Genomic DNA, 25362 nt, shown 5'->3' with positions numbered 1-25362 from the left:
GGCCTGCACCTCTCCCCTGCCCCACCTCCCCGGCTGGGGCCATGCCCAAGGCTGCCTGTCACCGCATTGCCTTCCCCTTTCCTCTCCGCGTCCGCACATAAAAAAACTCCCAGACCAGAACCCTTTGGTCCTGATTTGGGAGTCTTGCCGAACCCGCCTGGCAGCGGGGTCTGGGATTATACGGATGCCCGGTCTTCAGGCCGCTTGCTTCGGCTGCACCTGATGGCCCATGTCGCGGAGGCTTTTGACCACCGCCTCCAGGGCCTTTTCCATACCCTGCGCCGCTTCCGGCGACAGCTCCATGCCAAGCTCCAGCGATTTGGGTTCAACCCCGAAGAGCAAAAGACGGCCGGGCCTTCTGTCCCTGACGGCAGCGGCTGCCAGCACCTCGCAAAAACCGGTTTGGTGCAGGGAAACATGCTGCTGCATGGTACGCGGCACGGCATCATCCTCAGCCAGAATCACCGTGCCGGGCGTACGACCGTCGGCAACCGCGTCGATGACGATAAGCGTGTCCGCATCCTCGATCAGCGGCAGCAATTCGAAGCCGGATGTCCCGCCGTCCTCGCAGACCACCTCTGGCGGCAGGCTGTAACGGCTTTCCAGGGCGGCGACACAACGGCAACCCACTCCTTCGTCGCCGAGGAGCAGGTTGCCGATACCCAAAATCAGAGTCCGCATGAACTACAGCACCCGCACCTGGCCAAGGGGCACGCGCTGACCGTCAATCAGGTGCACGGCGCAGGCCAGGCAGGGATCGAAGGAATGAACGGTGCGCAGCACCTCGAGCGGCTTTTCCGGATCGGCAATGGGATTGCCAACGAGGCACTTCTCGTAGTAGCCCAATTCGCCTTTGGCGTCGCGCGGACCGGCGACCCAGGTGCTGGGTACGACAGCCTGGTAGTTGCGGATTTTGCCATTCGCAATGACCACCCAGTGCGACAGAGCGCCCCGCGGCGCCTCGTGGAAGCCCACGCCCTGAATCTCGCCCTTGGGGAAAACCGGCGTGTTGCAGGTGGCGTAGTCGCCGTTGCCGATGTTGGTGATCAGGGCGGTCCACTGGTCGGCCAGGACGTCCTTCATGATATCCGTACGGATAGCGCGGGAGATGTGCCGCCCCATGGTGGAGGGCAGAATGTCAATGCTCTGCGGGGCCTTGGCGAGACCGGCAATGCGGTCCAGCATCCGTTTGACGGCCTGCACCGCCGGTTCGTAACGGGCGGCATACATGGCCAGCACATGAGCCACCGGGCCGACCTGCGCCGGCTCGTCCCTGAAAGATGGCGCCTTGACCCAGGAATACTTGCCCTTCTCACCCCCTGGATTGTAATCCGGCTCGGTATCGCTGTCATAGGGCGAGCGTGTCCAGTCGCCTTTGTAAAAGGCGTGCTTGACGCATTCCTGGACATTCTTCTCGAACAGGGGATCGTGGGCATCGGCAATCTGTTCCAAAGCGCCCAGATTACCGCCGTGGATATAGCCGCCGGGCATGGTGTACCTGGTGCTCTTGCCGTCCTGCGGCATTTCCGGAACCGAGAGGAAATTGCCGTCCTGCGCCTTGCCCAACTGGCACCATTCCGGATAGAAGGCGGCGATAGTCGCCACGTCCACGGTGTACACCTGGCTGATGAAATCGCGCACCTCGTCCATCTGGGTCTTGATGTAGTACAGCTTGTCCATGGTCAGGGTGGCCGGGCTGTCCAGGTTGATGGCATTGGCCACGCCGCCTACGGCCAGATTCTGGATATGCGGCGTCTTTGAACCCAGAATGGAAACGATCTTGTTGATCTTGCGCTGGTGATCCAGGGCCTGGAAGTAATGCACCGCCGCAATCAGATTGACGTTCGGTTCCAGATGAAAGGCCGGATGTCCCCAATAGCCGCTGGCAAAGGGGCCGAGCTGGCCGGATTCGATCAGCTTCTTCAGGCGGGCCTGCACCTGCGCGAATTCCTGGGCGCTGTTGTGCTTCCAGGGGGAAAGCTGCTGGGCCAACTGGGAGGCGGCCACGGGATCGGCCTTCAGTGCGGCGGAGGCGATGTCTGCCCAGTCGACTGCAGACAGAATGTAGAAATGGATCATGTTGTCGGCAATGCAGTGCGCGCCAACGATCAGATTGCGGATGAGCTGGGCATTGACCGGGATTTCCAGATTCAGCGCGTTTTCCACCGCACGTACCGAGGCCAGACCGTGCACCGTGGTGCACACGCCGCAGATGCGCTGGGCAATAATCCAAGCTTCACGCGGATCCCGGCCTTTCAGAATATTTTCGATGCCGCGCCACATGGTGCCGATGGAACGGGCATTCGTGATCTGCCCGTCATCAACCTCGCATTCGATGCGCAGATGACCTTCGATTCGGGTTATCGGATCAACAACAATTTGTTGCGCCATGGGATACACTCCTTAACTGTGATGTGCGGCAGACTCGTGGCCGACGCTGAAGACAGGGAAATATTTGACACAGAACGCATAGGCGGCGATTTCAACCGCAATAAAGCCGAAGGTGATCATCTGCTCGCTCACGGGCGGGAAATACCTCCAGCCGTTGCCGGGATCGTAGCCGATGAGGTACACGTTGAAGCGGTACATCGCTCCGCCCAACAGAATCAGGGTGGCGGCGATAAAGAGGCCCTTCGCGCTGTGACGCATGCGCCGGCTCCAGAGGGTAAGCATACCGCCCAAAAGGAGCATGAACTCAATGATGAACATATTGCTGTAAAAAGAACCTGAAAAGGCTTCGCCAAGATGGCCGCCCACATGCAGCGACTGCAGCCGGGCCAGCAGGAAGACGGCGATAAAGACAGAGAGAATCGCGCCAATCCTGGCCAGCAGCGAGGTCTCGTCACCCAGACGGTAGACCCGGTGCGAAATGGTGCTTTCGAAGACCACCATGCTGAACCCGATGAAAAGCGCGGTCATCAGGAAGAAGAAAGGCAGCAAAATGGTATGCCAGAGTGGCGACAGCTTGGTTCCGGCCATGAACATCATGGTGCCCAGAGAGGACTGGTGCATGGTGGGCAGCAAAACGCCCAGGGCAATCAGCAGGAAGATGACCCTGTCCAGGATCTCGCCGAATTTCTTCAGCTTGAAGCGCTCGGCGATGGCTGGCGCGAACTCGAGAATCATAACGCAGCAGTACGTGGTGACGCACAGGGCCACTTCCAGCATGGCGGAATGAAAGTTCATCCTCGGAGGAACGAACAGGTTCCATATGTTGAGATAGCGCCCAAGATCCAGCAAGATGGAAACACCGCCCAGGCTGTAGCCGAAGATCGAGGCCAGAAGCGCAGGCCGGACCAGGGGATGATAGTGGCCCCTGTTCAGCACATAGGTCATCAGCGCCATGACGTAGCCACCACAGCCAAGGGCGCTGCCGGTCACCATGTCATAGGCGATCCAGATGCCCCAGGGGTAACCGTCGTTCATGCCGGTAGTCGCCCCGAGGCCGAGAAAAAGACGTTTGACCGAATAGTAAATCAGAAAGGCGATAACAGCCAGGCAGACGACAAAAACCGGCGTGACTATCCTGCCGCCCAATGGTTTCTCATGCATCTTGCTCACCTCGCTTTGAAGAATCCTCCCCCTGCTTTTCAGCGTCCGTGTGTTTTTTCACAAAATAGGCCAGGGCGGCCAGACCGACTGCGGGGAGCACCATGCCCTTGTAGATGGACGTTTGCAGATTGCGGGACCGGCTGGCAAAGGATTCCTGCGGGAAGTTCTCGAGCCCCAGTTTCTCAAAGGGCACGGCGGACAGGTACATCACCTGCGTCCCGCCCAATTCATCCGAGCCATACAGATGCTGCACGTACTCGGCCGCCACTGCCTCGTGGCTCTTGCCGGAGTCGATGCTGCCCACCGGAAACGCATAGGTTTCGCCCGGCACCATCAGAAGACGACGGGCCGCTTCCTCGCGCAGATCCTGCACCTTGCCGAAGAGCGAAGCGCCGGTCGGGCAGGCGGAGCAGCAGGCCGAGATGCCGCCTTCATCGATCAGATGCTTGCAGAGCTGGCATTTGATGATCTTGGAGTAGGCCTTGTCCCACTCGAATTTGGGAATATTGTAAGGGCAGGCGATCATGCAGTAGCGGCAACCGATGCAGCGGCCCGGGTCGTAGGTGACAATGCCCGTCAGTTTGTCCTTGTCCAGGGCCGTCACCGGGCAGGCCGTGACGCAGGCCGGATCGACACAGTGCAGACACTGCCGTTTGATGAAGGCATAGCCGTTTTCCACCTCGTCTTTGCGGGCGGCAGTGCCATTCTCGTATTTTTTGATGATATTGAGGGTCTTGGAAGACAGATCAACGGGGTCGTCCTGAAATTGCTCGGGCGAGCTGGATTCCACCGGCATGTCGTTGGCCTGCTTGCAGGCAGCCATGCAGGCGTTGCAACCCACGCAAAGCGTTGAATCATAGAGAATACCGACCGCGTCTGGCGACAGTTCGTGGCCCGAACTCGCCCTGGCGATCTGCGGGCCCCCCAGGGCAGCCAGCGCCAGGCTGCCTGCCATACCTTTTAAAAGATCACGCCGTTTCATCTTCATGACGCTCTTCCTTGCCCAGTTTGGAGGCAAATACGACGCCAGCGCCAAGAGCCGCGCCGCCAACCCCGGCCAGCAGGCCTACCGTAGGGCCGGTCGCAGTCTGGCCGCGCTCGGTCGTGATGGGGGCATGACCGGCAGACGGCGTGGTATGCATGACCGGGCTGGTACTGAACAGGGGCATAGCAAAGCCCACGCCCTTTTCGGTGCAGCCGTAGCAGGGATGACCGGTGCCGACCGGCCAGCAGCCGCTGCCGGCATCCCCGAACTGGGCGGTGGAACAGTTGGCATAGGTGACCGGGCCCTTGCAGCCCAGATAGTAGAGGCACCAGCCCTGACGGTGTCCCTCGTCGCCAAATTCGCGGGCAAAACGGCCGTTGTCGAAATGGGGACGGCGCTCGCAGTGTTCGTGGATGAGGCGACCGTAGGCGAACATGGGCCGGTTCTTGTCATCCAGAGCCGGCAGCTTGTTGAAGGTCAGGAAGTGGACGACCGTGGAGAGCAGATTATAGATGTTGGGCGGGCAACCGGGAATATTGACCACCGTCTTGCCAGGCAGAGCCTCCTGCACGCCAACGCAGCCGGTCGGGTTCGGATCCATGGCAGCCACACCGCCCCAGCTCGCACAGGAACCCATGGCGATAATCGCGGCGGCGGCTTCCCCGACAGTCTTCAGGGTATCGATGATGTTCCTGCCGCCGACCTGGCAGAATATGCCTTTATCCTTCCAAGGGGATGGCACCTTCCACGATCAGAATGAATTTGCCGCGGTAATGCTCAACAGCGTGCTCCAGAGAAGCTTCGGCCTGCGCACCCCCGCCGGCCTCCAGGGTTTCATGGTAATCCAGAGAGATCAGGTCGAAGATGAGCTTTTCCACAGAGGGGTGCTCGGCCCTAAGCAGCGACATGCTGCAGCCCGTGCACTCGGAACCGTGCAGCCAGACAACCGGCGGCCTCTGGGGATTGGTGATCGCCTCGGCCATGGCCGGCGCCACGCTTGCCGGCAAGGCCATGCCTGCGGCGAGGAAAGAGCAGAACTTCATGAAATCGCGACGGCTTACGCCATCAGGCAGGGAATGGGGCTGGTGTACTTCTTCGCTCATTGCATACTCCTAAGGTTTGCAGTTAAGGGACCAGGTGGGTGTACAGGAGGTTCATGACAAAGGCCGAAAAAAGTCTTCCGAAAAGAGAAATAAGCACAGGCATAAGGGGACGCCGGGATCGCCCCCTGCCCAGGGAAGTGCACGCTGCAGCCGGAATGTCGCCCTGGCCCTTTGGCCATCAGGGCAAAGGGCGAGCGACCGCCGCCTTGCCGGGCCGGCATGTACCCTGGCGGCATACGCATGGCCCTGCCCCTCATCAAGCTGGGGACCGGGCAAACATTCCTTTCCCAGGTTGTTAACAGATTTTGATAAAAAAGTACAAAATATTATCAAAAAAATAAATTCTCCGGAAAGTTTCACAGTCCAGCCTGTGCGGCGAGCCTTTCCGGCCGCGCCTTTTTCCCTTTACCCGGAATTAACCCTTGCATCGCAGCCCGGCCATGCCGGATAAAAAGAGCGCTGGTTCACCAACACCCCAATTTCAAAAAACTCTATGCAACTTGCGATCACCCACAGGAGTGCGGATTTTGACGCCCTTTCCTCCATTGTCGCCGCCACCCTCCTGTATCCCGGCATGGTGGCCCTGTGCCCCAGGTCTCTGCAACCCAATGTCCAGAGCTTCATTGCCCTGCACAAAACGGCGTTCAACTTGACCAACGACACGAACTTCGACCCCTGTTCCGTGGACAAACTGGCCATATGCGACTGCAACCAGTGGCGGCTCGTGGAAAACGGCAGCCGCCTGCGACAGTGCAGCGCCGACATCCATCTCTGGGATCACCACGGGCATGGCGGCGACATCCAGGCCACCCGGGCCTGGGTGGAGCCGGTCGGCGCGACTGTCACGCTCCTGCTCCGGGCGATTCAGGAGCGGGGCATCGAGGTCGGGCCGCTGGAGGCCACCCTGTTTCTCCTGGGGATTTACGAAGACACGGGACAGCTCTGCTTTGACGGCACCACGCCCGAAGACGTGCGCACCGCCGCCTTTTTGCTGGAACAGGGCGGCGATCTGAGCCTGATGGGCGATTTTCTGCGCATCGCCTACAGCGAAAACCAGAAAAAGGTGCTGTATCGCCTGATGCGGGGGGCGCGGCAATACCAGATCAACGGCCGGCGCATTGGTCTGGGCGTCGTGCGTCTGGATCAACACATCAAGCTTGCCGCCGTGGTGCAGCTCTACGCCCAGATCATCGACGCGGACGCGGTCTTTGTGGTGTTCGAAAACGATTCCGGAGACCACTTCATCATCGGCCGCAGCAAGTCGCCGGACATCGACGTGCGGGTGGTGCTGGCGCCTTTCGGCGGCGGTGGTCATGCCGGCGCCGGTTCCGCCACGGTGGCCAGGGATGCGGGCAACACAGCGGCCATCCGCGAGCAGGTGCTGACCGCACTCTACAAGGCCTCCGCTGCCGGGCCGCTGGTGCGTGACATGATGTCCTATCCGGTGACGAGTGTGCCGCCCACGGTCACGCTGGAACAGGCCGCGCGCGTTATGGCGGAAAAAAACATCCGCGGCCTGCTGGTGGAAGACGCAGGCGAACTCGTGGGCCTGGTCTCGCTGTGGGACCTGAAAAAGCTCAGCCTGGGCAAGCAGCGTGCGCATCCGGTCAAGGCCTTCATGCAGCGCGAGGTGCAGACCATCAGCCCGGAGGCCACGGTGCGCGAGGCCGCCCACCTGATGATACGGCGTGACATTGGCCATCTGCCGGTAGTGGAAAAAGGCAGGGTGGTGGGCATCATCACCCGCACCGACATCGTGCAGTTTCTGTACGGCATGATCTGAGCCCCGATCCCCGGGGTATTGCGGCCGTCTGCCCCGGCTTTCGGGAAGACGACATGCAGCGGCAAAGACGACATGGCATCTGCTGATCTGGGCAACCTGCATATTTTTTACGAAGACATGGGCAGCGGCCCGGTGGTCCTGCTGATTCACGGCAGCTTCACGCGGGGAGACGAGGCCTTTTCCAGCCTGCTGCCGCGGCTGGCGGCACGATACCGGGTACTTTGTCCGGATCTGCGCGGCCACGGCCGCAGCCGCTGCGAGGACCTGTTCTGGGACGAGCCGATGCTGGCCCGCGACATGCTGCGCCTGCTGAACGCGGTGGGCGTGGAGCGTGCCCACATGGTGGGCCACAGCATGGGCGGCGATGTGGCCATGAGCTGCGCGGTCATGCAGCCCGAACGGGCGCTCTCCCTCGTATCCATCGGTTCCGCCGGCCTGGCCAATCCGGCGCTGGCCCGCTATCTGGACAGACTCGCGCCGGAGCGGGCGGAGCGCGCCCGGCATTCGGCCTTTTTTGCGCACCTCGAGGCACAGCATCAGGCCGCCCACAGGGGCGACTGGCGCAGGATGTTCCGGCAGACCATCGAAAGCTGCATGCGATACCCCGATTTTTCGCCCACCGATCTGGCCCGCCTCCGCATGCCCTTTCTCCTGCTGTACGGCGAAAAGGACGACCTGGTCCTGCCGGAGGAGGTGGCGCATCTGGCCGCCTGCTGTCCGGATTTCAGAAGCCGCGTCATCCCGGGCGCGGGCCACAGTCCGCAGAGCAGTGCAAGGTTTTGCCCGAGACTGCACGGATCCTGCTGGATTTTTTCGAAATGGCCCAAGCCGCTGCAGCGGCTTTCCGAATGTAAAGAACCACAAACCAGGGAGCAAGCCATGTCTGTCTTGATGATCAACGGCAGCCCGCATGCCAGGGGCTGCACCTTCACCGCCCTGTCCACCGTGGCGGTGCAGTTGAAAAAAAAGGGCATCGAGAGCGAAATCATCCACATCGGCGTCAAACCCATTGCCGGCTGCATCGCCTGCGGCAAGTGCGCGGAGAGCGGGCACTGCGTGTTCACCGACGACAGTGTCAACGAGGCCATCGACAAGCTCAGGTCGGCGGAGGGCCTGGTGGTCGGCTCGCCCGTCTACTATGCGGGGCCCAACGGCGCGCTCTGCGCCTTCCTCGACCGGATGTTTTTCATGAAGGGCAGCGCCTATGCCTTCAAGCCCGCCGCCTGCGTGGTGAACTGCCGCCGGGGCGGGGCCAGCGCGGCCTTTGACCGGCTGAACAAGTACTTCACCATCAACAGAATGCCGGTGGTATCGTCCCAGTACTGGAACGCCACCCATGGCCGCAGGCCCGAGGAACAGGCCCATGACCTGGAGGGCCTGCAAATCATGCGTACCCTGGGCGACAACATGGCCTGGCTGATCAGGTGCATCGCGGCCGGCAGGGCGGCGGGCATCAAGCCGCCCGAAATGGAACCGTGGCAGCCCACGCATTTCATCATGCAATGAAGCGCCGCCACGAACAGACAGAAGCGCGGCCTGTCCCCGCATTGCCCCGTGCGGAGCGGCACCCCTGCCCGCCCTGGCTCCTGTCAAGCAGGATGCCTGCATGCTCAGCCGTACAATCAGTGCACTATCCCGTTCGCCATTCGAGTGGCGAACTCGCATCTGCAGCTTGAGACCTTGTCAGGGCTCTGGTAAAAGAGCGTGAAGGCAGGAATCCCCGGGCAAAATTGCCCGGGGAACCATCGCCAGAATCAGAACATATGCCGCAACACCGGGACAGCCTTGTCCTTTGCCCTTGCCGCCGACCAGCCAGGAGACACGAACGTGCACGAGACCAGGGCAGCGCATCCGAAAAAAAACGAGAGCCCTGCCATTCCGGAGGACAGGGGCATCCTGTCCCCGGATCAGGCGCAGACCGCGACCGGGCATTTCGATCTGGACTCGCCCGAATGGTCGCTGAACCGTGAGCTGAGCTGGCTCGCCTTCAACCGCCGGGTGCTGGCCGAGGCCCGGGACGAACGCAATCCGCTGCTGGAGCGGATCAACTTCCTCGCCATCATCGGATCGAACCTGGACGAATTCTTCATGAAGCGCATCGGCGGCCTGAAGCAGCAGGTGGGCGCCAGGGTCAAGCTGCTCTCCACCGACGGCCGCACGCCCCAGCAGCAGATTGACGAATGCTACGAGGTCATCCGCGAGCTGCTGGACCAGCAGCAGCGGCTCGAGACCGAAGTTCTGGGCCTGCTGGCCCGGGAAAACATCCACATCCGGCGCTATGCGGATTTGAACCGCCGGCAGCAGGAAGACATGGACCGGTACTTCCATGACAACATCTACCCGCTGCTCACCCCGCAGGGCATGGACCCCGCCCATCCCTTCCCTTTCATCTCCAACCTGTCGCTGAACCTGCTGGTCGCCACCCGGCACAAGGAGGGCGAACACAGCTACCTGAGCCGCATCAAGATTCCGGCCGGCGCGGGCATTCCGAGGCTGGTACGGGTAGAGGCCCGGCGCCACGTGTACGTGTTTTTCGAGGACATTGTGGCGAACAATCTGGACGCCGTCTTTCCCGGCATGGTGGTGGAAAGCTGCACCCGCTTCCGCGTGACCAGAAACGCGATCACAAACCGCCTGATGGATCAGGCCGTGGATCTGCTCGTGATGATCGAATCCGCACTCCGCGAGCGCAAATTCGCGGAGATCGTGCGGCTGGAAGTGGACGCGGACATGATTCCGCACCACCGGATCATGCTGGCCTCCCAACTGAGGCTGGATTCCCGCAAGGATGTTTTCGCAGTGGACGGCATCATGGCCAAGTGCGATCTCAGGGAACTCGTGGCCATCGAGCGGCCCGGCCTGCACTATCCGGCCCATATGCCGGTGGATCACCCGAAGATCTCGCAGGACGCGCCCAACATCTTTCACCTGATCCGCGAAGAGGGCCCCTTTCTGCTGCAGCACCCCTACCAGTCCTTCACCGCCACGGTAGAGCGCTTTCTGAAAGAGGCCAGCGTCGACCCCAAGGTCATGGTCATCAAGATGACGCTCTACCGCACCTCGGCCAACTCGCAGATCATCGAATACCTGCTGGATGCCGCCCGAAACGGCAAGCAGGTGGCCGTGGTGGTGGAACTGATGGCGCGCTTCGACGAGAGCGCCAACATCCACTGGGCCACCCATCTGGAACAGGCCGGCATCCACGTGACCTACGGCGTGGTGGGCCTGAAAACCCATTCCAAGGTCATCTTCGTGGTGCGGCGGGACCACGACGGCCTCATGCGCTATGCCCACATCGGCACCGGCAACTACAATGCCGTGACCGCCAGGCTCTACAGCGACCTGGGCCTGCTCACCAGCGATGCGGACATCGGCAAGGACCTGACCGAATTCTTCAACTTTCTCACCCTGGGCTATGCCCCGCAAAGGCGCTACAAAAAGCTGCTGCCCTCGCCCAACTACCTGAAAAAGGTTTTTCTGGGCAAGATCGCCCGTGAGCTGGAGCACCAGAGCAAGGGCCGTGGCGGGCTCATCCAGTGCAAGGTCAACGCGCTCACCGACACGGACGTGATCAGGGCCCTCTACCAGGCCTCCCAGGCCGGGGTCCACATCGACCTGATCGTGCGTGACAGTTGCCTGCTCAGGCCCGGCATCAAGGGCCTGTCGGAAAATATCCGGGTCATTGCCATCGCCGGCCGCTTTCTGGAGCACAGCCGCATCTACTACTTCAAAAACGGTGGCGCGGAGGAATACTTCATCGGCTCGGCCGACCTGATGCAGCGCAATCTGGACCGAAGGGTGGAGGTGGTTGCGCCCGTGGAAACGCCAGCCCTGCGCGCCGAGCTGCGGGGGATCCTGAATCTGCAACTGGCCGACCGCCGCGGCGCCTGGGACATGCAGGGAGACGGCAGCTATGTGCAGCGCCGGCCCCAGCCGGACGGCGAACAGCGCTCGGCCCAGGAAATTCTGATTGAACTGAACCGGAAAAAGCTCGCGGACGAGCAGAAAGTCATGAAGCGCCAGAGGAGGATCCCGAAACGCAAAAAATCATAGGCTGGCGCACAAAAACCGATGTCTCGCGAGCCCACCTGGCGCAGGCAGGGCGACTTGAGCCCGGCTTTTCATCGTATCCGGCGGGCAAAGCCCAAAACACCCGACTCAACATCGGCAGGCAGCCCTGCCCTTTCACCTGGCTGCCCTCCGTCCGCAGGGCCTCTTGAAGCGAGTTCCGCCAGGCCTGCCCGGAAAAAATGTGCACGCTGCCCCTTTCCCGGCCAGCCTGCTTTTCGTATAATAGCCCTTTCCCCCTGCACGGGGGGCAGGAAAACCCGGTTCGCCTGGCAACAGGCCAACCTGCTGGGAGGAAACAATGCTTTTCAAATACGGCATCGCACTGTTGCTGAGCCTGATTCTGGCGTCACTGCCCGGCTGTACGGCCGGCGCTCCGGGCGCTCAGGCGAACAAAATACAGCAGGATCCGCCCATCGAGCGGCGCTACCAGATCGTCGTCGTGGAACCGGTGGCCATTTCATCGGATCTGGCCAGCCGTTATCCGCAGGCCGCACGGACCTGCCAGCGTCAGGCCATCAAGACATTGAAGGCCCGGCAGTCCTTCAGACTGGTGCACCACAGCAGCCCAAAGCAGCCGGATGCCCCGGTGCTGCTGGTTAAAAGCCGGATCACGGACATGCGTCTTCGAAGCAGCGACGGCAAGGCCCCTGCAGGCGCCTCTGCCAGCCCCTGCTCCTATGTCAATCTGGATGTGCATCTGGTGGATGGGGCCAGCCAGACGGTGCTGCTGGAAAAGCATCTGACCGCGATTCCGTCCGCAGACGGCAGGCAGAAGGCGGAGCCTGATCCGGTCAGGGCCATAGGGCAGATGCTGGCCGAATACGTGTTGGGTGCCATGCCCAAAAAATAGCGCCCCAGCCCCTCACGAAAAACTGTGCCGTTCCTGCCATCAGGGCCTTGAAAAACAGCCCTTTTCATGTACAGGGCCCCTTGCGGCCATGCAAAAATCCCCTGTTGCCGATTCTCTGGCAGCAGGGGATTTGCTGAGAAACAACGAAACTCGGGCCGGCAATATTTGGATCCGGCCCCTCAGGGCGTGGTCAGATTGAAGTCATCGAACACGGCCTTGATGGGGATGGCAAAGCCGATACCCTGGGTGTTCCGCAGAATCAGGGTATTGACCCCGTGCACCCGGCCCTTTTCGTCCAGCAGCGGGCCGCCCGAGTTGCCGGGATTGATGGGCGCATCGGTCTGGAGCATGATCTCGCCGCTCTCCCTGTCCTCGCGATAACCGGAAAAGACGCCGGCGGTCACGGTGTGCGACAGACCGGACGGGTTGCCGATGGCAAAGACCCGATCCCCCTGACGGAGCCCATCCTGCTCGGTAGCGGCTTTCAGTACGTTCTGGTTCGGCATGGCCATCATCAGCACGGCCAGATCATGCTTCGGACTGGTTCTCAGGCCATAGACCGTTGTTTCCTGGCCGTCGGCAAAGCGAACCTTGATGTCGCTTGCGGCCAGGGGCCGGGTGAAAAGCCGGTACCGTTCCTCGCCCTGGGCCAGTTGCTGCTCGGCCTTGGCCAGTTCCGCCTGCCATTCGCCCATCTGTTTGGCCAGAAAGTCCCGCTCCCGCGCATCGCGAACCTTGGGCAGATCCTGCATGATGAGGCCCTGACGCTCCCGTTCGTTCGCAATCCAGCGGCGCAGGGCGTCCAGCTTGCGCCTCATCTCCGCCGCCTCGTCGGCATTGGCCTCCACCACGTGCTTGTTGGTCACGATATAGGTGTCCAGAATGAAGAAGCCCGAACCCTGGCCCCAGGGCGTGAGCACCGAGACCGTGGCGTTTCTGGCATCTTCCACGACATTGCCGCTCATGGGCAGTGCGGCCTGGGAAAGCGACTGCTGATTGGCAGGAGCCGTGGCAGCTTCCGGCCGGTTCGGAACGGACCCCCGCTGTTCGCCCTGGACCGCGACCTGGGACTGAGCCGGTTCGGGCGGCTTTTTCGTAAAGTAGTAGGTGGTTCCGGCTGTTGCCACCACCAGGAGCAGCATCATCAGGAGACGGCCCGACAAAAAGCCGCCTCTGTCCGGCTCGTCCATGATTTCAGGCGGCAGGCCGGCCACGCCCTGCGGGTGGGCGTTCTGCGCGGCAGCCGGCCGGCCGGCTACGCGCTGGCCGCTGCGCTCCTCGAATTTTCTGAAAATGATGCCGCAGTGCCCACATTCTTCACCGCCCATCTGGCGATGGCCACATTTGGGGCAAAGCCGCTCTTCCGCCTTCTGTCCGTTCGTTTCCATGGCACCTGAGGATTGAGGTGGCGTTCCGTCTGGGAGCAACAGGCTCCCTGTTCCCGTATGTTGTCTCACAAACAGCATAGCACATCTGCAGGCCCTTTTCCGCACGAATCTACACCACCCGAGGCCTGGTGACGAAATGGGCGAGTTTTTGCTGTGCCTTGCGGTCAAGGGTGGTACAGTGGGCAGAGTGAATCGGCAGTTCCCATCCCTCTGTCTGGCCCGCGGGGCCAGAACTGCGAGAAATCCCATGGAAATCGTCATCACCGACCACAAACAGGGTCATCCCCTGGCCCTGAGCTGCCCACACTGCGGCCGCGAGTACGACCCTGGCGCCCTGGTTTCCAAGCAGAAGCAACATATGACCACGGTGCACTGCGCCTGCGGCAGGCCTTTTCTCGCCGTGCTGGAAACCCGTCACTTCGCCCGCAAGCACCTCAACATCAAGGGCAGGTACACGGTCATGAGCGACAGCGGGCTGGGCGGGCTGGTGACCCTGCGGGATATTTCGGAAGGGGGTGTGGGCTTCACCCTGGCCGCACCCTGCGACCTGCAGCCGGGCTGGCTGATTACGGTGTTCTTCGAACTGAGCGGCAGTGAACGGCATGTCGTGGTCGCCAAGGCCACGATCCAGGTCGTGAACGGCTGCGAAATCGGCTGTTCCTTTATCAATCCGGAACAGGTGCGCCAGGATATTCTGTCCTATCTGGCCGCCTGAACACTCAGGCCCAAGAGGCCTGAAGCCCTTTGGAGGAAAAAACCGTGTGTCTTGCAATACCCTTGCAGGTCAGGGACCTGAAATATGAAGAAGAGGGAGCGGAGCCCAGCGTGGCCGTGGTGGCGGGCGCCGGCATCAGCAAGGAAATCCGGCTGGACATGGTGGACCGTCTGCCGGAGCCTGGCGAGTACGTGATTGTCCACGCCGGCTTTGCCATTCACACCCTGAGCGCGGAAGAGGCCGAACAGAATCTGGGTCTTTTGCGCGCAATGGCCGAATCTCTGGCCAAAGCGGGCCAACTGCCGGAAATCCTGCCAGAATGAATCTGAACACATCCTTTGGCGCCCAGGAACTCTGCCGGCCCCTGCTTGCGGAAATCGACCGCTTGGCAGCCCGGTCAGCCCCGACCGGGCCGATCCGCCTCATGGAAGTCTGCGGCACCCATACGGTCGCCATCTTCCGCCACGGCATCCGCTCGCTGCTGCCGCCGCAGGTGCAACTGCTCTCCGGTCCCGGCTGTCCGGTCTGCGTGACCCCGGCCGGCCATATCGATCTGTGCGTACAGGCGGCGAAACAGGACGGCGTCGTGGTGGCCACCTTTGGCGATCTAATCCGCGTGCCCGGCAGCCACGGCTCGCTGGCCGACGCCCGGGCCCGTGGCGAAGCGCAGGTCGAGATGGTGTACTCGCCCATGGACGCGCTGGCCCTGGCCCGGCGGCGTCCCGAGCTGCAGGTGGTCTTTCCGGCCATAGGCTTTGAAACCACGGCCCCGGCCATTGCGGCCACGGTATTGGCGGCCCAGGCCGCGGCTGTGGAAAATTTCTCCATCATTCCGCTGGCCAAGACCATGCCCGCGGTGCTCGTGGAGCTGCTGAAGGACCGCGACCTGAATCTGTCCGGCCTGCTCTGCCCCGGCCATGTGAGCGCCATTACCGGTACGGCCATGTACGAAGCACTGGTGCAGGAATATGGTCTCTGCTGCGCGGTGACCGGTTTCGAGCCCGCCGACCTTCTGGCTGGCATCCTCTCGCTGCTGCAACAGCAGGCGACGGGTCAGCCGCAGGTGGCCAACTGCTATCCCCGCGTTGTGGACGAGGCGGGCAATCCAAGGGCCAGGAACCTGTTGGAGCGGGTTTTCGAGCCGGTGGACAGCGAATGGCGGGGGCTGGGCAGCATCCCCGCAAGCGGCCTGGGCCTGCGGCCCGCATACCGGCATTTCAATGCGGTGCACCGCCTGGGCCTCGAGGCCAGGATCCTGCCCGAGCCCCCGGGCTGCCGCTGTGGCCAGATTCTGAAGGGCAGGCTGCAGCCCCCCGACTGCCCACTCTACGGCCGTGTCTGCACGCCGCTTGCGCCGGTGGGCCCCTGCATGGTTTCGAGCGAGGGCTCCTGCGCCGCATGGTACCGCTACAGCGGCCACACCATCTGATGCCCTCCCGGAAAAGGAGCCTCCATGAATGCACCCGCACATATTTCCCTTGACCACGGCAGCGGCGGCCTGGCCAGCCAGGAGCTGATCGCCGGCCTCTTCCTCAGGTATCTGCGTTCACCGCAACTGAAAGATCTGGAAGATTGCGCCCTGCTGGAGAGCTTTCCCGGTCAAATCGCCTTTTCCACCGACAGCTACGTGGTGGATCCCCTGTTTTTTCCCGGCGGCGACATCGGCCGGCTCGCGGTGCATGGCACGGTAAACGATCTCGCCATGCGCGGCGCCTGGCCCATTGCGCTGAGTCTGGCCCTGATCATCGAGGAGGGCTTTGCGGTGGCGCAACTGGAGCGCGTCATCGCAAGCATTGCCGAGTGCGCCGATGCAGCGGGCCTTGCGGTGGTCACCGGCGACACCAAGGTCGTCCCCAGGGGCAAGGCCGACGGCCTCTTCGTCAACACGGCCGGCATCGGCCGGGCGCCTGCGCACACCCGCATCTCCGGCGCCCTGGCCAGCCCGGGCGACGCGGTGCTCATCTCCGGCACCCTGGCCGACCACGGCATCACCATCATGACCGCCCAGGCCGGACTTGCCGTGACAGGACAGCTCAGAAGCGACACCCGGCCCCTGCATCGCCTGGTAGCCGCCTTGCTGGAAGAGGCGCGGGAAAAGATACATGTGCTGCGCGATCCGACCCGGGGCGGTCTGGCCACCACGCTGTGCGAAATCGCCCGCTCCTCCGGGGTGGCCATCGAGGTGGAGGAGGAGCGCCTGCCGGTGCGGCCGGATGTGGCCACGGCCTGCGACATGATCGGTCTGGATCCGCTCTATCTGGCGAACGAGGGCAAGTGCATCGTCATCTGCCGGCCCGAGGCGGCCGACCCTCTGCTGGCGGTCATGCGCGGTATGGACGAGGGCAGAGACGCCGTGCGCATCGGCACGGTAGCCGCCTGCGACAGGCCGGGCCAGGTCAGCCTGCACACCCGCATCGGCGGCCGGCGCCTGCTGGAGCCGCTGGCCGGTCAGCCGCTGCCCCGTATCTGCTAGCCATGCACGAGATGTCTCTGGTACAAAGCCTGGCGGCCCAGGTGCGGGCCCTGGCGGAACAACACGGGGCCAGCAGGGTCAAGGTGGTGTCGGTCCTCATGGGCCCCTTTGCCGGTGTGGTGCCCGACTCCTTCCGTTTTGCCTTCGAGGCGCTGCAAAAGGAGGACCCGCTGCTCGCCGGCGCGGTTCTGGAACTCAGGCAGCCGGATCCCCGCTATCTCTGTCTGGACTGCGGCGAAGCCTGCACCCTGCCGCAGCCCGGCCCGGAAGCCCCCGAAACCCAGGCCCGCTGCCCGGCCTGCGCATCCCCGCGCCTGTCCCCATGGGGCGGCACGGAACTCATCCTGCAACAAATCCGAATGGAGTGAAGCATGAAAGACGAGATGATCGTGAATGTGACCGCGTCGCTGTTTGAGGAAAACGACCGACAGGCGGCGAAAAACAGGCGTGCCTTCCAGGAAATGGGCACAGTGGTCCTGAACCTGATCTCCAGCCCGGGTTCGGGTAAAACGAGTCTGCTGGAGCGCACCATTGCCCGACTGAAAGACCAGGTGGGCATTGGCGTGATCGAGGGCGACCCGGAGACCGCACGGGATGCCGAGCGCATCCGCAGACAGGGCGTGCCGGTCATCCAGTTGACCACAGGCGGGGGCTGCCATCTGGACGCGCCCATGGTGGACAAGGGACTGCAGGCGCTCACGCGCGTCGCTGCCGGCAAAAAGCTGGATCTGCTCTTTATCGAGAACGTGGGCAATCTCGTGTGCCCGGCCTCCTTCGATCTGGGCGAAACAAAGAGGGTTGTGCTGCTTTCCGTGCCGGAAGGTTCCGACAAGCCGGCCAAATACCCCGCCACCTTCCGCAGCGCTGATCTGGTGCTGATCACCAAGACCGACCTCGTGCCCTACTTTGATTTCAAGGTGGAGGAGGCGACGGAATTCGTGCGTATTCTGAAACCGGACATGCCGGTTTTGTCGCTCGCCGCGGAAAAGGACGAGGGCATGGATGCCTGGATCGCCTATCTCCAGGCGCTGCTGCGAAACTGAGGGCAGCGCCCTGCAGGCCGGAGCGGGCTGACATGGCATGCGAACAGGAAAAGGCTCATGTCAACCGGCCCGGGCGACGATCGGAACAGGATGGCCGCGGTCTTTCCGAGCGCAGAGCCCGCGCGTTCCTATCCAGGGCCCAGCTCGCCATAGCGGCCCTGCATATTCTGTTGCCTGCCGGCACATGCCGGATTAGACTGCTGCCATGTCTTGCCACAGCGACCGCCCATCCGCCGAAACCATGCCGCCCCCCGCAGCGCCGGAGCCGCTCCTGGCCCTGCGCGATTTCTGCCTGTCCTTCGGCAAAAACGCCGCGCCCACGCTGCGCCGCCTCTCCCTTGACGTATGGCCCGGTGAAACCCATGCCCTGGTGGGCGAATCCGGGTCCGGCAAGTCGTTGACCGCGCTCTCCATTCTGCGCCTGATCGAGGGCATCCGGCCCGTGCACAGCAGCGGCTCCATCCGCTTTGCCGGCCAGGAGCTGAGCACGCTTGACCAAAGCGCCCTGGAGCGGCTGCGCGGCAGCCGCATTGCCATGGTCTTCCAGGAGCCCATGAGTTCGCTGAATCCGGTGTATCCTGTGGGCCGGCAGATCATGGAGCCCCTGCTCGTTCACGGTAAAATGAAGCGCCCCGAGGCCAGAGCGCGGGCGCTGCAACTGCTCGTCCGCACCGGCATCGCCGACGCGGAACGGCAGATGGACAGCCTGCCCCACCAGCTTTCCGGCGGCCAGCGCCAGCGGGTGCTGCTGGCCATGGCCCTGGCCTGCAGGCCGGAGCTGTTGATTGCGGACGAACCCACCACTGCGCTGGATCTGGCCATTCAGGCCCAGGTGCTGGATCTGATCCGGGATCTGCAAAAGGAGAGCGGCATGGCCGTCCTGCTCATCACCCACGATCTGCCCATGGTGCGGCGCATTGCCCACCGGGTGAGCATCATGCACCAGGGTCGGGTGGTGGAGAGCGGCGCAACGGCAGAGATCTTTGCCCGGCCAAAAGAGGCCTACACCCGCCGCCTGCTGGACGCAGTGCCAAAAGGCGTACGCAATCCGCGGCCGGGCGGCCCCCCGCTGCTGGAGCTGCGCCAGCTTGCCTGCCGCTTCGTGGTGGGCCATGACTGGCAGGGCTGGCGGCGGCGGGCGCGACTGTTTCCGGCGCTGGACGGCGTGGATTTGCTGGTGCGCGAGGGCACGACGCTTGGCGTGGTGGGCGAATCCGGCAGCGGCAAATCCACGCTGGCCCTGGGCATTCTGGGTTTGGTGCCCTGCGAAGGCGCGGTGCTCTACCATGGCCGGGACCGGGATTACGGACTCACAGAGCTGGGCAGCCGGGCCTTTCGTCCCCTGCGCCGCGATCTGCAGATTGTCCTGCAGGACCCCTTTTCCTCGCTCTCGCCGCGGCTCTCCGTGGCGGACATCATCGGGGAGGGGTTGCGGGTGCATCGCCTGGGCAGCAACCGGGCCGAGCGGCAGGCGCTGGTGCGGCAGGCGCTGGCGGATGTGGAACTCGACCCGGAACTGGCGCAGCGCTATCCACACGAATTCTCCGGCGGCCAGCGCCAGCGCATCGCCATTGCCAGGGCACTCGTGCTCCGGCCCCGCCTGCTCATTCTGGACGAGCCCACGAGCGCCCTGGACGCCACCATCCAAAAGCAGGTGCTGGAGCTGCTCAAGCGCCTGCAGGAGCGCTACGAACTGACCTATATCTTCATCAGCCACGATCTGCGTGTGGTGCGCGAGCTGGCCGACCGGATCGCGGTCATGCGGCGGGGCCGGGTGGTGGAGCAGAATGAGGCGGACCGGATTTTTGCAGCCCCTGCGCACGAATATACCCGGCAGCTCTTCGAGGCGGCCTTCCAGGCCTGAAAGACCTCGGGGCAGCGGCCATTGTCCATGCCGCGCCTGAGATCGGCTGCGGCGAGGGCGAAAACGAAGGGGCACGCCAGGGGGCGAGCCCCGAACCTGACACAACCTGGAGGAATCAATCATGAGCTACCGCGTTGTCTTTCATCTGGATGCCGACAATACCGACATCTTTGCCCTGGGTCTGGGCAATGCCGGCAATCTGCTCAAGGCCGCACAGGGTACGGAATGCGATATCGTGCTGCTGTTCAACGGCCCGGCGGTCCGGCTCCTGGACGGGGCCCGCTGCACCAGGGCGGACAGCGTCCGTGCCCTGCAGGAGCAGGGCGTGCGCTTCAGGGTATGCAGCAATGCCATGCGGAGCTTTGGCGGCGACATCGAAGCACTTGTGCCCGGCTGCGAGCCGGTACCGGCCGGCGTGGTGGAACTGATCCTGCTCCAGCAGAAGGGCTATGCCTACATCAAACCCTGAGAACCCGCTCACGGCCGAATTTCTCGCCACCGTGAGCCACGGCCCCGGCGTGTACCAGATGCTGGACCGCCGCGAACTCCTCTACGTGGGCAAGGCGCGCGATCTGCGCAAGCGGCTCTCCCAGTACGCCCACTTCAACGGCCCGGCCTGGTCCAAAACCGCGGCCATGCTGAATCGTGTACTGCGGGTGGAAACCATCCTCACCACCACGGAGAAGGAGGCGCTCATCCTCGAGGCCGCGCTCATCAAAAAGCACCACCCGCGCTACAACATCGACCTGAGGGACGACAAGAACTATCCGCTCATCCGGGTCAGCACCGCCGAGTCCTGGCCGCGCGTGAGCGTCACCCGCAGGCGGCTCAGGGACGGCAACCGCTACTTCGGCCCCTACACTGCGGCCGGGGCGATGCGCAGCACGCTGGAGCTTTTGTATGCCCAGTTCCCGCTCCGCCACTGCCGTAGCCTCAGGGAGCGGCAGCGCCCCTGCCTGAACCACCAGATGGGCCGCTGCTGCGCGCCCTGCGCAGGTCTGGTGGACAAGGCTGAATACATGCGCATGGTGAACGGGGTGCTGGCGATTCTGGAGGGCAAGACCGAGGAACTCCGGCAGGAGCTGGAGACCAGAATGCAGGCTGCGTCCGAGGCGCTGGATTTTGAACAGGCAGCCCGCCTGCGCGACCGGCTGCTGGCTCTGGCCGGCACCACGGAGCGCCAGGTGATTGCCAGCGGCGAGGCGCTGGATCAGGATGTCTTTGGCCTGCACCGCAAGGACGCTTCAGTCGGGGTGGCGCTCCTCTTCGTGCGCGGCGGCCTGATGACCGGGGCCCGGCAGTTTTTTCTGGACGACCCGATCGGCGACGATGGGGCGCTGCTGGCCCAGGTGCTGATGCAGTATTACAGCGCCACCCGGCAGCCCCCCCGCGAACTGCTCCTGCCCGTCCTGCCGGAAGACGAAGAGCTGGTCGCCGAATGCCTTGCCGGCCTGCGGGAAGGCCCGGTCACCTTCAGCGTGCCCCAGCGGGGCAAGCGGATGCAGCTCATGCAGATGGCGCACGCCAATGCGGAAAAGCTCTTTTCGGAAGAGGCCAGGAAGGAGGCTGCCTGGCAGAATCTGGCCACGAGCATCCGGCAGAAACTGCGGCTTTCCCGAATGCCCGAAGTCATCGAATGCCTGGATATTTCCAATCTGCTGGGCAAGCAGGCCGTGGGCTCGCTCGTATGTTTCGTGCATGGCGAAAAGGAGACGCGCCGCTTTCGCCATTACCGCATCCGCGAAAAGGAGACCCCGGACGATTACGCCATGATGCGCGAGGTGCTGGAGCGGCGCCTCGTCAAGGGCCGGGACGAACACAATCTGCCGGACCTGCTGCTCCTGGACGGCGGCAAGGGTCAGTTGCAGGTGGCGCTGGAGGTGGTCGGCAGGCTGGGACTGGAGGGCGAGCTGGACCTGGCGGCCATTGCCGAGGAGCATCACGACGAAGGCGAAAAACTCTTCCGGCCCGGCCGCAAGGATGCCATCATGCTGCCCGCCCACGCACCGGCGCTGCTCTATCTCATGCGCGTGCGCGACGAGGCCCACCGCTTCGGCATCACCTGTCACCGTCATCTGCGCGGCAAGGCCCAACTGGCTTCCGAGCTGGATGCCGTGCCCGGCGTCGGCCCCCAGCGGAAGAAGCAGCTCCTGCGCCATTTCGGCAGCCTCCGCCGCATCCGGACGGCCACCGAATCCGAACTGGCCGCTGCCCCGGGCATCGGCCCCGAACTGGCCAGGAGCATAGTACAGGCCCTGCAGGACAGGGATGCGGGCAAAAAGGCCGGAGGCGCAGTCAAGGCAGGCTGAAGCGGATGCGCTGTTCAACCAGCACGTTTCTCCTCATGCGTTCGCGGTTCCCTCTTTTCCTCCGTCCGTCACAGCGTGAATTGGCTTTTTTCTGCACGAATGGCGGACACGGTGGCGGCAAGCGCATGCTTGTCCAGCACCCGTTCCATCATGCCCACGTTTTCTGCCCACAGTGCAAGTGCGCACTCTGCCTTAATGTCGTCTTCCAGGACATGATACACCGGGAGTCCCAACTGGACTCCAGCAAGCGGCCCGGCTTCGTTGGGGTCGCCAGCAGTGACGGTCTCGGCATAGATCCGCGCGCCTTCGCTGTCCGAGGACCCGACTATCACCACCAGATTTTCCGGCCCCAGCGCGTCAGCGGCTTCCTTTACCCGCCGCTGACTCTTCCGGTCCAGCATTTCCACCGAGCTTCACCCCATGCACTCGGTGGCCGCATAGACAATTTCCGCGCCGCTCTCCGCAAAAAGCGCCGTGAGCGCGTCGCCGGAAACGCCATCCCGCGCGCCCAGAAGCACCAGCTTTCTGCCAGCCAGTTTGCCCATCTTCGCCTCCCTGTAAAAAAGACCGCAGGCGGCATGCCTGCGGTCTCATGGATCAGAACCTCAACGCATGCTCACTTGTTCGGATAGAAGCCGGTCGGGGTCTCTTTCAGGTTAATCATGATGCTCTTCATCTGGGTGTAGTGCGCCAGCATCACCTTGTGTGTCTCACGGCCAATGCCCGATTCCTTGTAGCCGCCAAAAGGCGCGCCCTCCGGCAGCACGTTGTAGCAGTTCACCCAGATACGGCCCGTCTCCACGCCTCGTGCCACGCGGATCGCCCGGTTGATGTTCTTCGTCCACACGGCACCGCCCAATCCATACACGCTGTCGTTCGCCATCTTCACCACCTCGGCCTCGTCCTTGAACTTCAGCACGCAGGCCACCGGCCCGAAGATCTCTTCCTGCGCCACGCGCATATTGTTCTTCACGTCGCCAAGCAGCGTCGGCTTCAGGAAACAGCCCTTCGCCAGCTCCCCTTCCGTCGCCTGTACGCCGCCGCACAGCACCCTCGCACCCTCTTCCTGCCCGATCTTGACATAGCGCAGGATCTTCTCCATGTGGCGCTTGTCAATCTGGGAACCCATCTGGGTATCAGGCTCCCACGGCAGGCCAACCTTCACCTTGTTGAAGCGCTTGACCGCCTCGGCCACGAACTTGTCATAAATGCCTTCCTGCACGAACACGCGCGATCCCGCGCAGCAAACCTGACCCTGGTTGAACAGGATACCCATCTGCAGGCCATCCATGGCGAGTTCCATGTCGCAGTCGTCAAAGAAGATGTTGGCCGACTTGCCGCCCAGTTCCAGCGTGGCCGGAATCAGCTTGTCCGCCGCGGCCTGCGCCACGTTGCGACCAACCTCGGTCGAGCCCGTAAAAGCCAGCTTGCGGAAACCCTTGTGGTCCAGAATGTACTGGCCCGCCCGCGAACCCGCGCCGGTGATGATGTTGAACACGCCGTGCGGAATCACGTCCTTGACCAGCTTGGCGAACTCGAGAACGCTCAAAGCCGTCGTACTCGACGGCTTCAACACGGTGCAGCAGCCGCTCGCCAGAACCGGTGCCAGCTTCCAGGCCGCCATGCAGAAGGGGAAGTTCCACGGCACGATCTGGCCCACCACGCCGATCGGCTCGTGCAGAATCAGACTCAGGGTGTCCGTCCCCAGCATGTTCGCGCTGCCCTCTTCCGCCACGATGCAGCCCGCAAAATACCGGAAATGCTGAGAAGACAGCGGAATGTCCACGTTCAGCGTTTCACGGATCGGCTTGCCGTTGTCCAATGTCTCCACCATCGCCAGATGCTCGGCGTTGGCGTCGATGATGTCCGCTATTTTGTTCAGAATAACTGCACGTTCGTTGACCGGAACGTTTTTCCAGGTCTCAAAGGCCTTCCAGGCGGCGGCAACGGCGGCATCCACATCTTCCTTCGTGGCGTCCGCACATTCGGCCAGCTTCTCGCCGTTGGCCGGGTTGACTGAGGCAATGGTCTTCCCGTCAGTGGCATCCCGCCACTCGCCATCGATAAACAGCTGATACTTGTCCTGCAACCTGACCTCATTCATGGCGTCCTCCTTTTAGGTATTGCCAAAATGTTGCGCATGCGTCCCGAAAACCGGAACCGCCTACACCTATGGTATAAAGAAGGCAGGGGCAAGGCCTGCCCTTGTACCATCAGATGAATTTAGACCGTATACTCACGAGATTGGAGTCATAACACAAGGCACCCGATATGAACCGATGGCAGGAAACAAACGAAGCCGTATGCTTAGCCCATCGGGTGGCTGTGCCACGCCACCGCTTCAAGTGGCGAAAGGCGTTTGCTACCAGGCACCTGACCTTATAAAGCTGTCGTCACCACGCCGCTCTTTACGCTTGCTTTTGAGCACAATGACCGGCAAGGCCCCTGTCTTGCCCGCCTGCTCAGGAATCGCATCGGTATCCTATCCCCCCCTGCCGGCCAGCAGCTTGGCAGCAGTAACACCTTAAATCAGCGATCATAATCACGTCCCTGACCGTAGATTCCCGCTGACCGTGGATCCGTATCTCACCCAGCTCATACACTTCGCAGCCCGGCGCCTTGACCTGGCCAGTCTGGCCGCCCTCCGGGGACGGGCCCGCCTCCGCCCCTACACCTGGGACACACAGCAACGTGGCACAGGCCACAAAGCCTGCCGGACTGCAGCTCTTTCTTCATGTCAACATGGATTTCTCTTTTTTGAGGTTGTGCTCCCCGCCTTTACTGCGCAGGGGCGCTTTGCCGGCCGCTGTCCGCCAGCAAACGCACCAGCGACAGCAGCTGCACCACATTGCCCAGATCCAGATACGAGGTGGGTTCGTCCAGCAGCAGGCGGGGCTGCTGGGTCAGCAGAGCACCAGTTGGCGCTCGCCGCCGCTGATTTCCGTGTATAGCTTGCGGGCCAGATGGCCGATGCCCAACTGCTCCAGCGCGGAGGCGGCAAGGCGGCGGCAGATCAGGCCGGAATGGCAGCAGTGAACAAACAAGAAAAGCAGACAGCAACAGGGAGAAAGGCCAAAGCGAAGGGATGTTTGCACGGTTTTCCCCCTAACGCCGGCATGCGATGCCAAGTTTTTACCGCAAGATGAATTTATTTAAAACCATACCGTATAACAGCATTTATCACGGGTTATAGAAACGATCCCGCCTGTGCTGTCAAGGAGTAACC

At 62.6% G+C, this 25362-nt stretch carries 21 protein-coding genes and 2 pseudogenes; 14 read left to right on the top strand and 9 right to left on the bottom strand.

What is annotated here, in order from left to right; genetic code table 11:
* Window positions 1-195: 195 nt before the first annotated feature.
* The 5 genes and pseudogenes from CAY53_RS05700 to CAY53_RS05680 all read right to left on the bottom strand — a co-directional run bounded on the left by CAY53_RS05700 (window position 196) and on the right by CAY53_RS05680 (window position 5640).
* Window positions 196-681 (bottom strand): HyaD/HybD family hydrogenase maturation endopeptidase, encoded by a 486-nt coding sequence (locus CAY53_RS05700; RefSeq protein WP_104936306.1) that lies wholly within the window; start codon window positions 679-681, stop codon window positions 196-198.
* A 3-nt stretch (window positions 682-684) separates the two neighbouring features.
* A complete protein-coding gene (locus tag CAY53_RS05695) occupies window positions 685-2391 on the bottom strand; it encodes a nickel-dependent hydrogenase large subunit (RefSeq protein WP_104936305.1) in 1707 nt (568 codons plus the stop codon).
* A 12-nt stretch (window positions 2392-2403) separates the two neighbouring features.
* The gene (gene hybB, locus CAY53_RS05690) at window positions 2404-3552 is read right to left on the bottom strand and encodes a Ni/Fe-hydrogenase cytochrome b subunit (protein ID WP_104936304.1); all 1149 of its coding nucleotides are present in this window, start codon (window positions 3550-3552) and stop codon (window positions 2404-2406) included.
* On the bottom strand, window positions 3545-4540 hold the full coding sequence (gene hybA, locus CAY53_RS05685) for a hydrogenase 2 operon protein HybA (RefSeq protein WP_219842738.1): 996 nt from the start codon (window positions 4538-4540) through the stop codon (window positions 3545-3547). Before hybA ends, hybB begins: the two co-directional genes overlap by 8 nt.
* A pseudogene (locus CAY53_RS05680) lies at window positions 4521-5640 on the bottom strand (hydrogenase small subunit). Before CAY53_RS05680 ends, hybA begins: the two are co-directional and overlap by 20 nt.
* A gap of 493 nt (window positions 5641-6133) precedes the next feature.
* Here CAY53_RS05680 and CAY53_RS05675 point away from each other — a divergent pair.
* The 5 genes and pseudogenes from CAY53_RS05675 to CAY53_RS05660 all read left to right on the top strand — a co-directional run bounded on the left by CAY53_RS05675 (window position 6134) and on the right by CAY53_RS05660 (window position 12344).
* The gene (locus CAY53_RS05675; protein ID WP_104936303.1) at window positions 6134-7423 is read left to right on the top strand and encodes a CBS domain-containing protein; all 1290 of its coding nucleotides are present in this window, start codon (window positions 6134-6136) and stop codon (window positions 7421-7423) included.
* A gap of 72 nt (window positions 7424-7495) precedes the next feature.
* Window positions 7496-8179 (top strand): annotated as a pseudogene (locus tag CAY53_RS13900) (alpha/beta fold hydrolase); the annotation flags it as partial.
* A gap of 123 nt (window positions 8180-8302) precedes the next feature.
* Window positions 8303-8929 carry a flavodoxin family protein gene (locus CAY53_RS13895; RefSeq protein WP_342752465.1) on the top strand — a complete coding sequence of 209 codons (627 nt, stop codon included), beginning with the start codon at window positions 8303-8305 and terminating at the stop codon, window positions 8927-8929.
* 321 nt (window positions 8930-9250) lie between these two features.
* Window positions 9251-11476 carry a polyphosphate kinase 1 gene (ppk1, locus tag CAY53_RS05665; RefSeq protein ID WP_245874900.1) on the top strand — a complete coding sequence of 742 codons (2226 nt, stop codon included), beginning with the start codon at window positions 9251-9253 and terminating at the stop codon, window positions 11474-11476.
* Window positions 11477-11792: 316 nt separating this feature from the next.
* A complete protein-coding gene (locus CAY53_RS05660; protein WP_104936301.1) occupies window positions 11793-12344 on the top strand; it encodes a hypothetical protein in 552 nt (183 codons plus the stop codon).
* A 179-nt stretch (window positions 12345-12523) separates the two neighbouring features.
* Here CAY53_RS05660 and CAY53_RS12540 read toward each other — a convergent pair whose 3' ends face one another.
* Window positions 12524-13732, bottom strand: coding sequence for a S1C family serine protease (locus CAY53_RS12540; protein ID WP_181040445.1), 1209 nt, complete (start codon window positions 13730-13732; stop codon window positions 12524-12526).
* Window positions 13733-13979: 247 nt separating this feature from the next.
* On the opposite strand from CAY53_RS12540, the gene CAY53_RS05650 reads away from it, so the two are divergent.
* From CAY53_RS05650 to uvrC, 9 genes are all read left to right on the top strand, one after another.
* Complete coding sequence (locus CAY53_RS05650) at window positions 13980-14447, top strand: PilZ domain-containing protein (protein ID WP_181040444.1); 468 nt, start codon at window positions 13980-13982, stop codon at window positions 14445-14447.
* Window positions 14448-14491: 44 nt separating this feature from the next.
* On the top strand, window positions 14492-14770 hold the full coding sequence (locus CAY53_RS05645; RefSeq protein WP_104937457.1) for a HypC/HybG/HupF family hydrogenase formation chaperone: 279 nt from the start codon (window positions 14492-14494) through the stop codon (window positions 14768-14770).
* A complete protein-coding gene (gene hypD / locus CAY53_RS05640; RefSeq protein ID WP_104936299.1) occupies window positions 14767-15876 on the top strand; it encodes a hydrogenase formation protein HypD in 1110 nt (369 codons plus the stop codon). Before CAY53_RS05645 ends, hypD begins: the two co-directional genes overlap by 4 nt.
* Before the next feature lie 24 nt (window positions 15877-15900).
* Window positions 15901-16920 (top strand): hydrogenase expression/formation protein HypE, encoded by a 1020-nt coding sequence (gene hypE / locus CAY53_RS05635; protein ID WP_104936298.1) that lies wholly within the window; start codon window positions 15901-15903, stop codon window positions 16918-16920.
* 2 nt (window positions 16921-16922) lie between these two features.
* Window positions 16923-17288, top strand: a complete 366-nt coding sequence (locus tag CAY53_RS05630) for a hydrogenase maturation nickel metallochaperone HypA/HybF (RefSeq protein WP_104936297.1) — start codon at window positions 16923-16925, stop codon at window positions 17286-17288.
* A 3-nt stretch (window positions 17289-17291) separates the two neighbouring features.
* Window positions 17292-17963 (top strand): hydrogenase nickel incorporation protein HypB, encoded by a 672-nt coding sequence (hypB, locus tag CAY53_RS05625; protein ID WP_104936296.1) that lies wholly within the window; start codon window positions 17292-17294, stop codon window positions 17961-17963.
* Window positions 17964-18204: 241 nt separating this feature from the next.
* A complete protein-coding gene (locus CAY53_RS05620; protein WP_104936295.1) occupies window positions 18205-19827 on the top strand; it encodes an ABC transporter ATP-binding protein in 1623 nt (540 codons plus the stop codon).
* 121 nt (window positions 19828-19948) lie between these two features.
* Entirely contained in the window at window positions 19949-20296 is a 348-nt protein-coding gene (locus tag CAY53_RS05615; protein WP_104936294.1) for a DsrE family protein, read from the top strand.
* On the top strand, window positions 20277-22136 hold the full coding sequence (gene uvrC / locus CAY53_RS05610; protein ID WP_104936293.1) for an excinuclease ABC subunit UvrC: 1860 nt from the start codon (window positions 20277-20279) through the stop codon (window positions 22134-22136). Before CAY53_RS05615 ends, uvrC begins: the two co-directional genes overlap by 20 nt.
* 68 nt (window positions 22137-22204) lie before the next feature.
* On the opposite strand, the gene grdA is transcribed toward uvrC, so the two are convergent.
* From grdA to CAY53_RS14090, 3 genes are all read right to left on the bottom strand, one after another.
* The gene (gene grdA / locus CAY53_RS05605) at window positions 22205-22681 is read right to left on the bottom strand and encodes a glycine/sarcosine/betaine reductase complex selenoprotein A (protein ID WP_104936292.1); all 477 of its coding nucleotides are present in this window, start codon (window positions 22679-22681) and stop codon (window positions 22205-22207) included.
* Between the two features lie 71 nt (window positions 22682-22752).
* Window positions 22753-24240 carry an aldehyde dehydrogenase family protein gene (locus tag CAY53_RS05600; RefSeq protein WP_104936291.1) on the bottom strand — a complete coding sequence of 496 codons (1488 nt, stop codon included), beginning with the start codon at window positions 24238-24240 and terminating at the stop codon, window positions 22753-22755.
* Between the two features lie 799 nt (window positions 24241-25039).
* Entirely contained in the window at window positions 25040-25231 is a 192-nt protein-coding gene (locus CAY53_RS14090; RefSeq protein WP_104936290.1) for a hypothetical protein, read from the bottom strand.
* Window positions 25232-25362 lie beyond the last annotated feature (131 nt).

Origin of the sequence: Desulfobulbus oralis, from assembly GCF_002952055.1 — a bacterium.
Taxonomy (GTDB): Bacteria; Desulfobacterota; Desulfobulbia; order Desulfobulbales; family Desulfobulbaceae; genus Desulfobulbus; species Desulfobulbus oralis.
The sequence above is the reverse complement of the archived record's forward strand: the minus strand, read 5'-3'. Positions and strand labels throughout refer to the sequence as shown.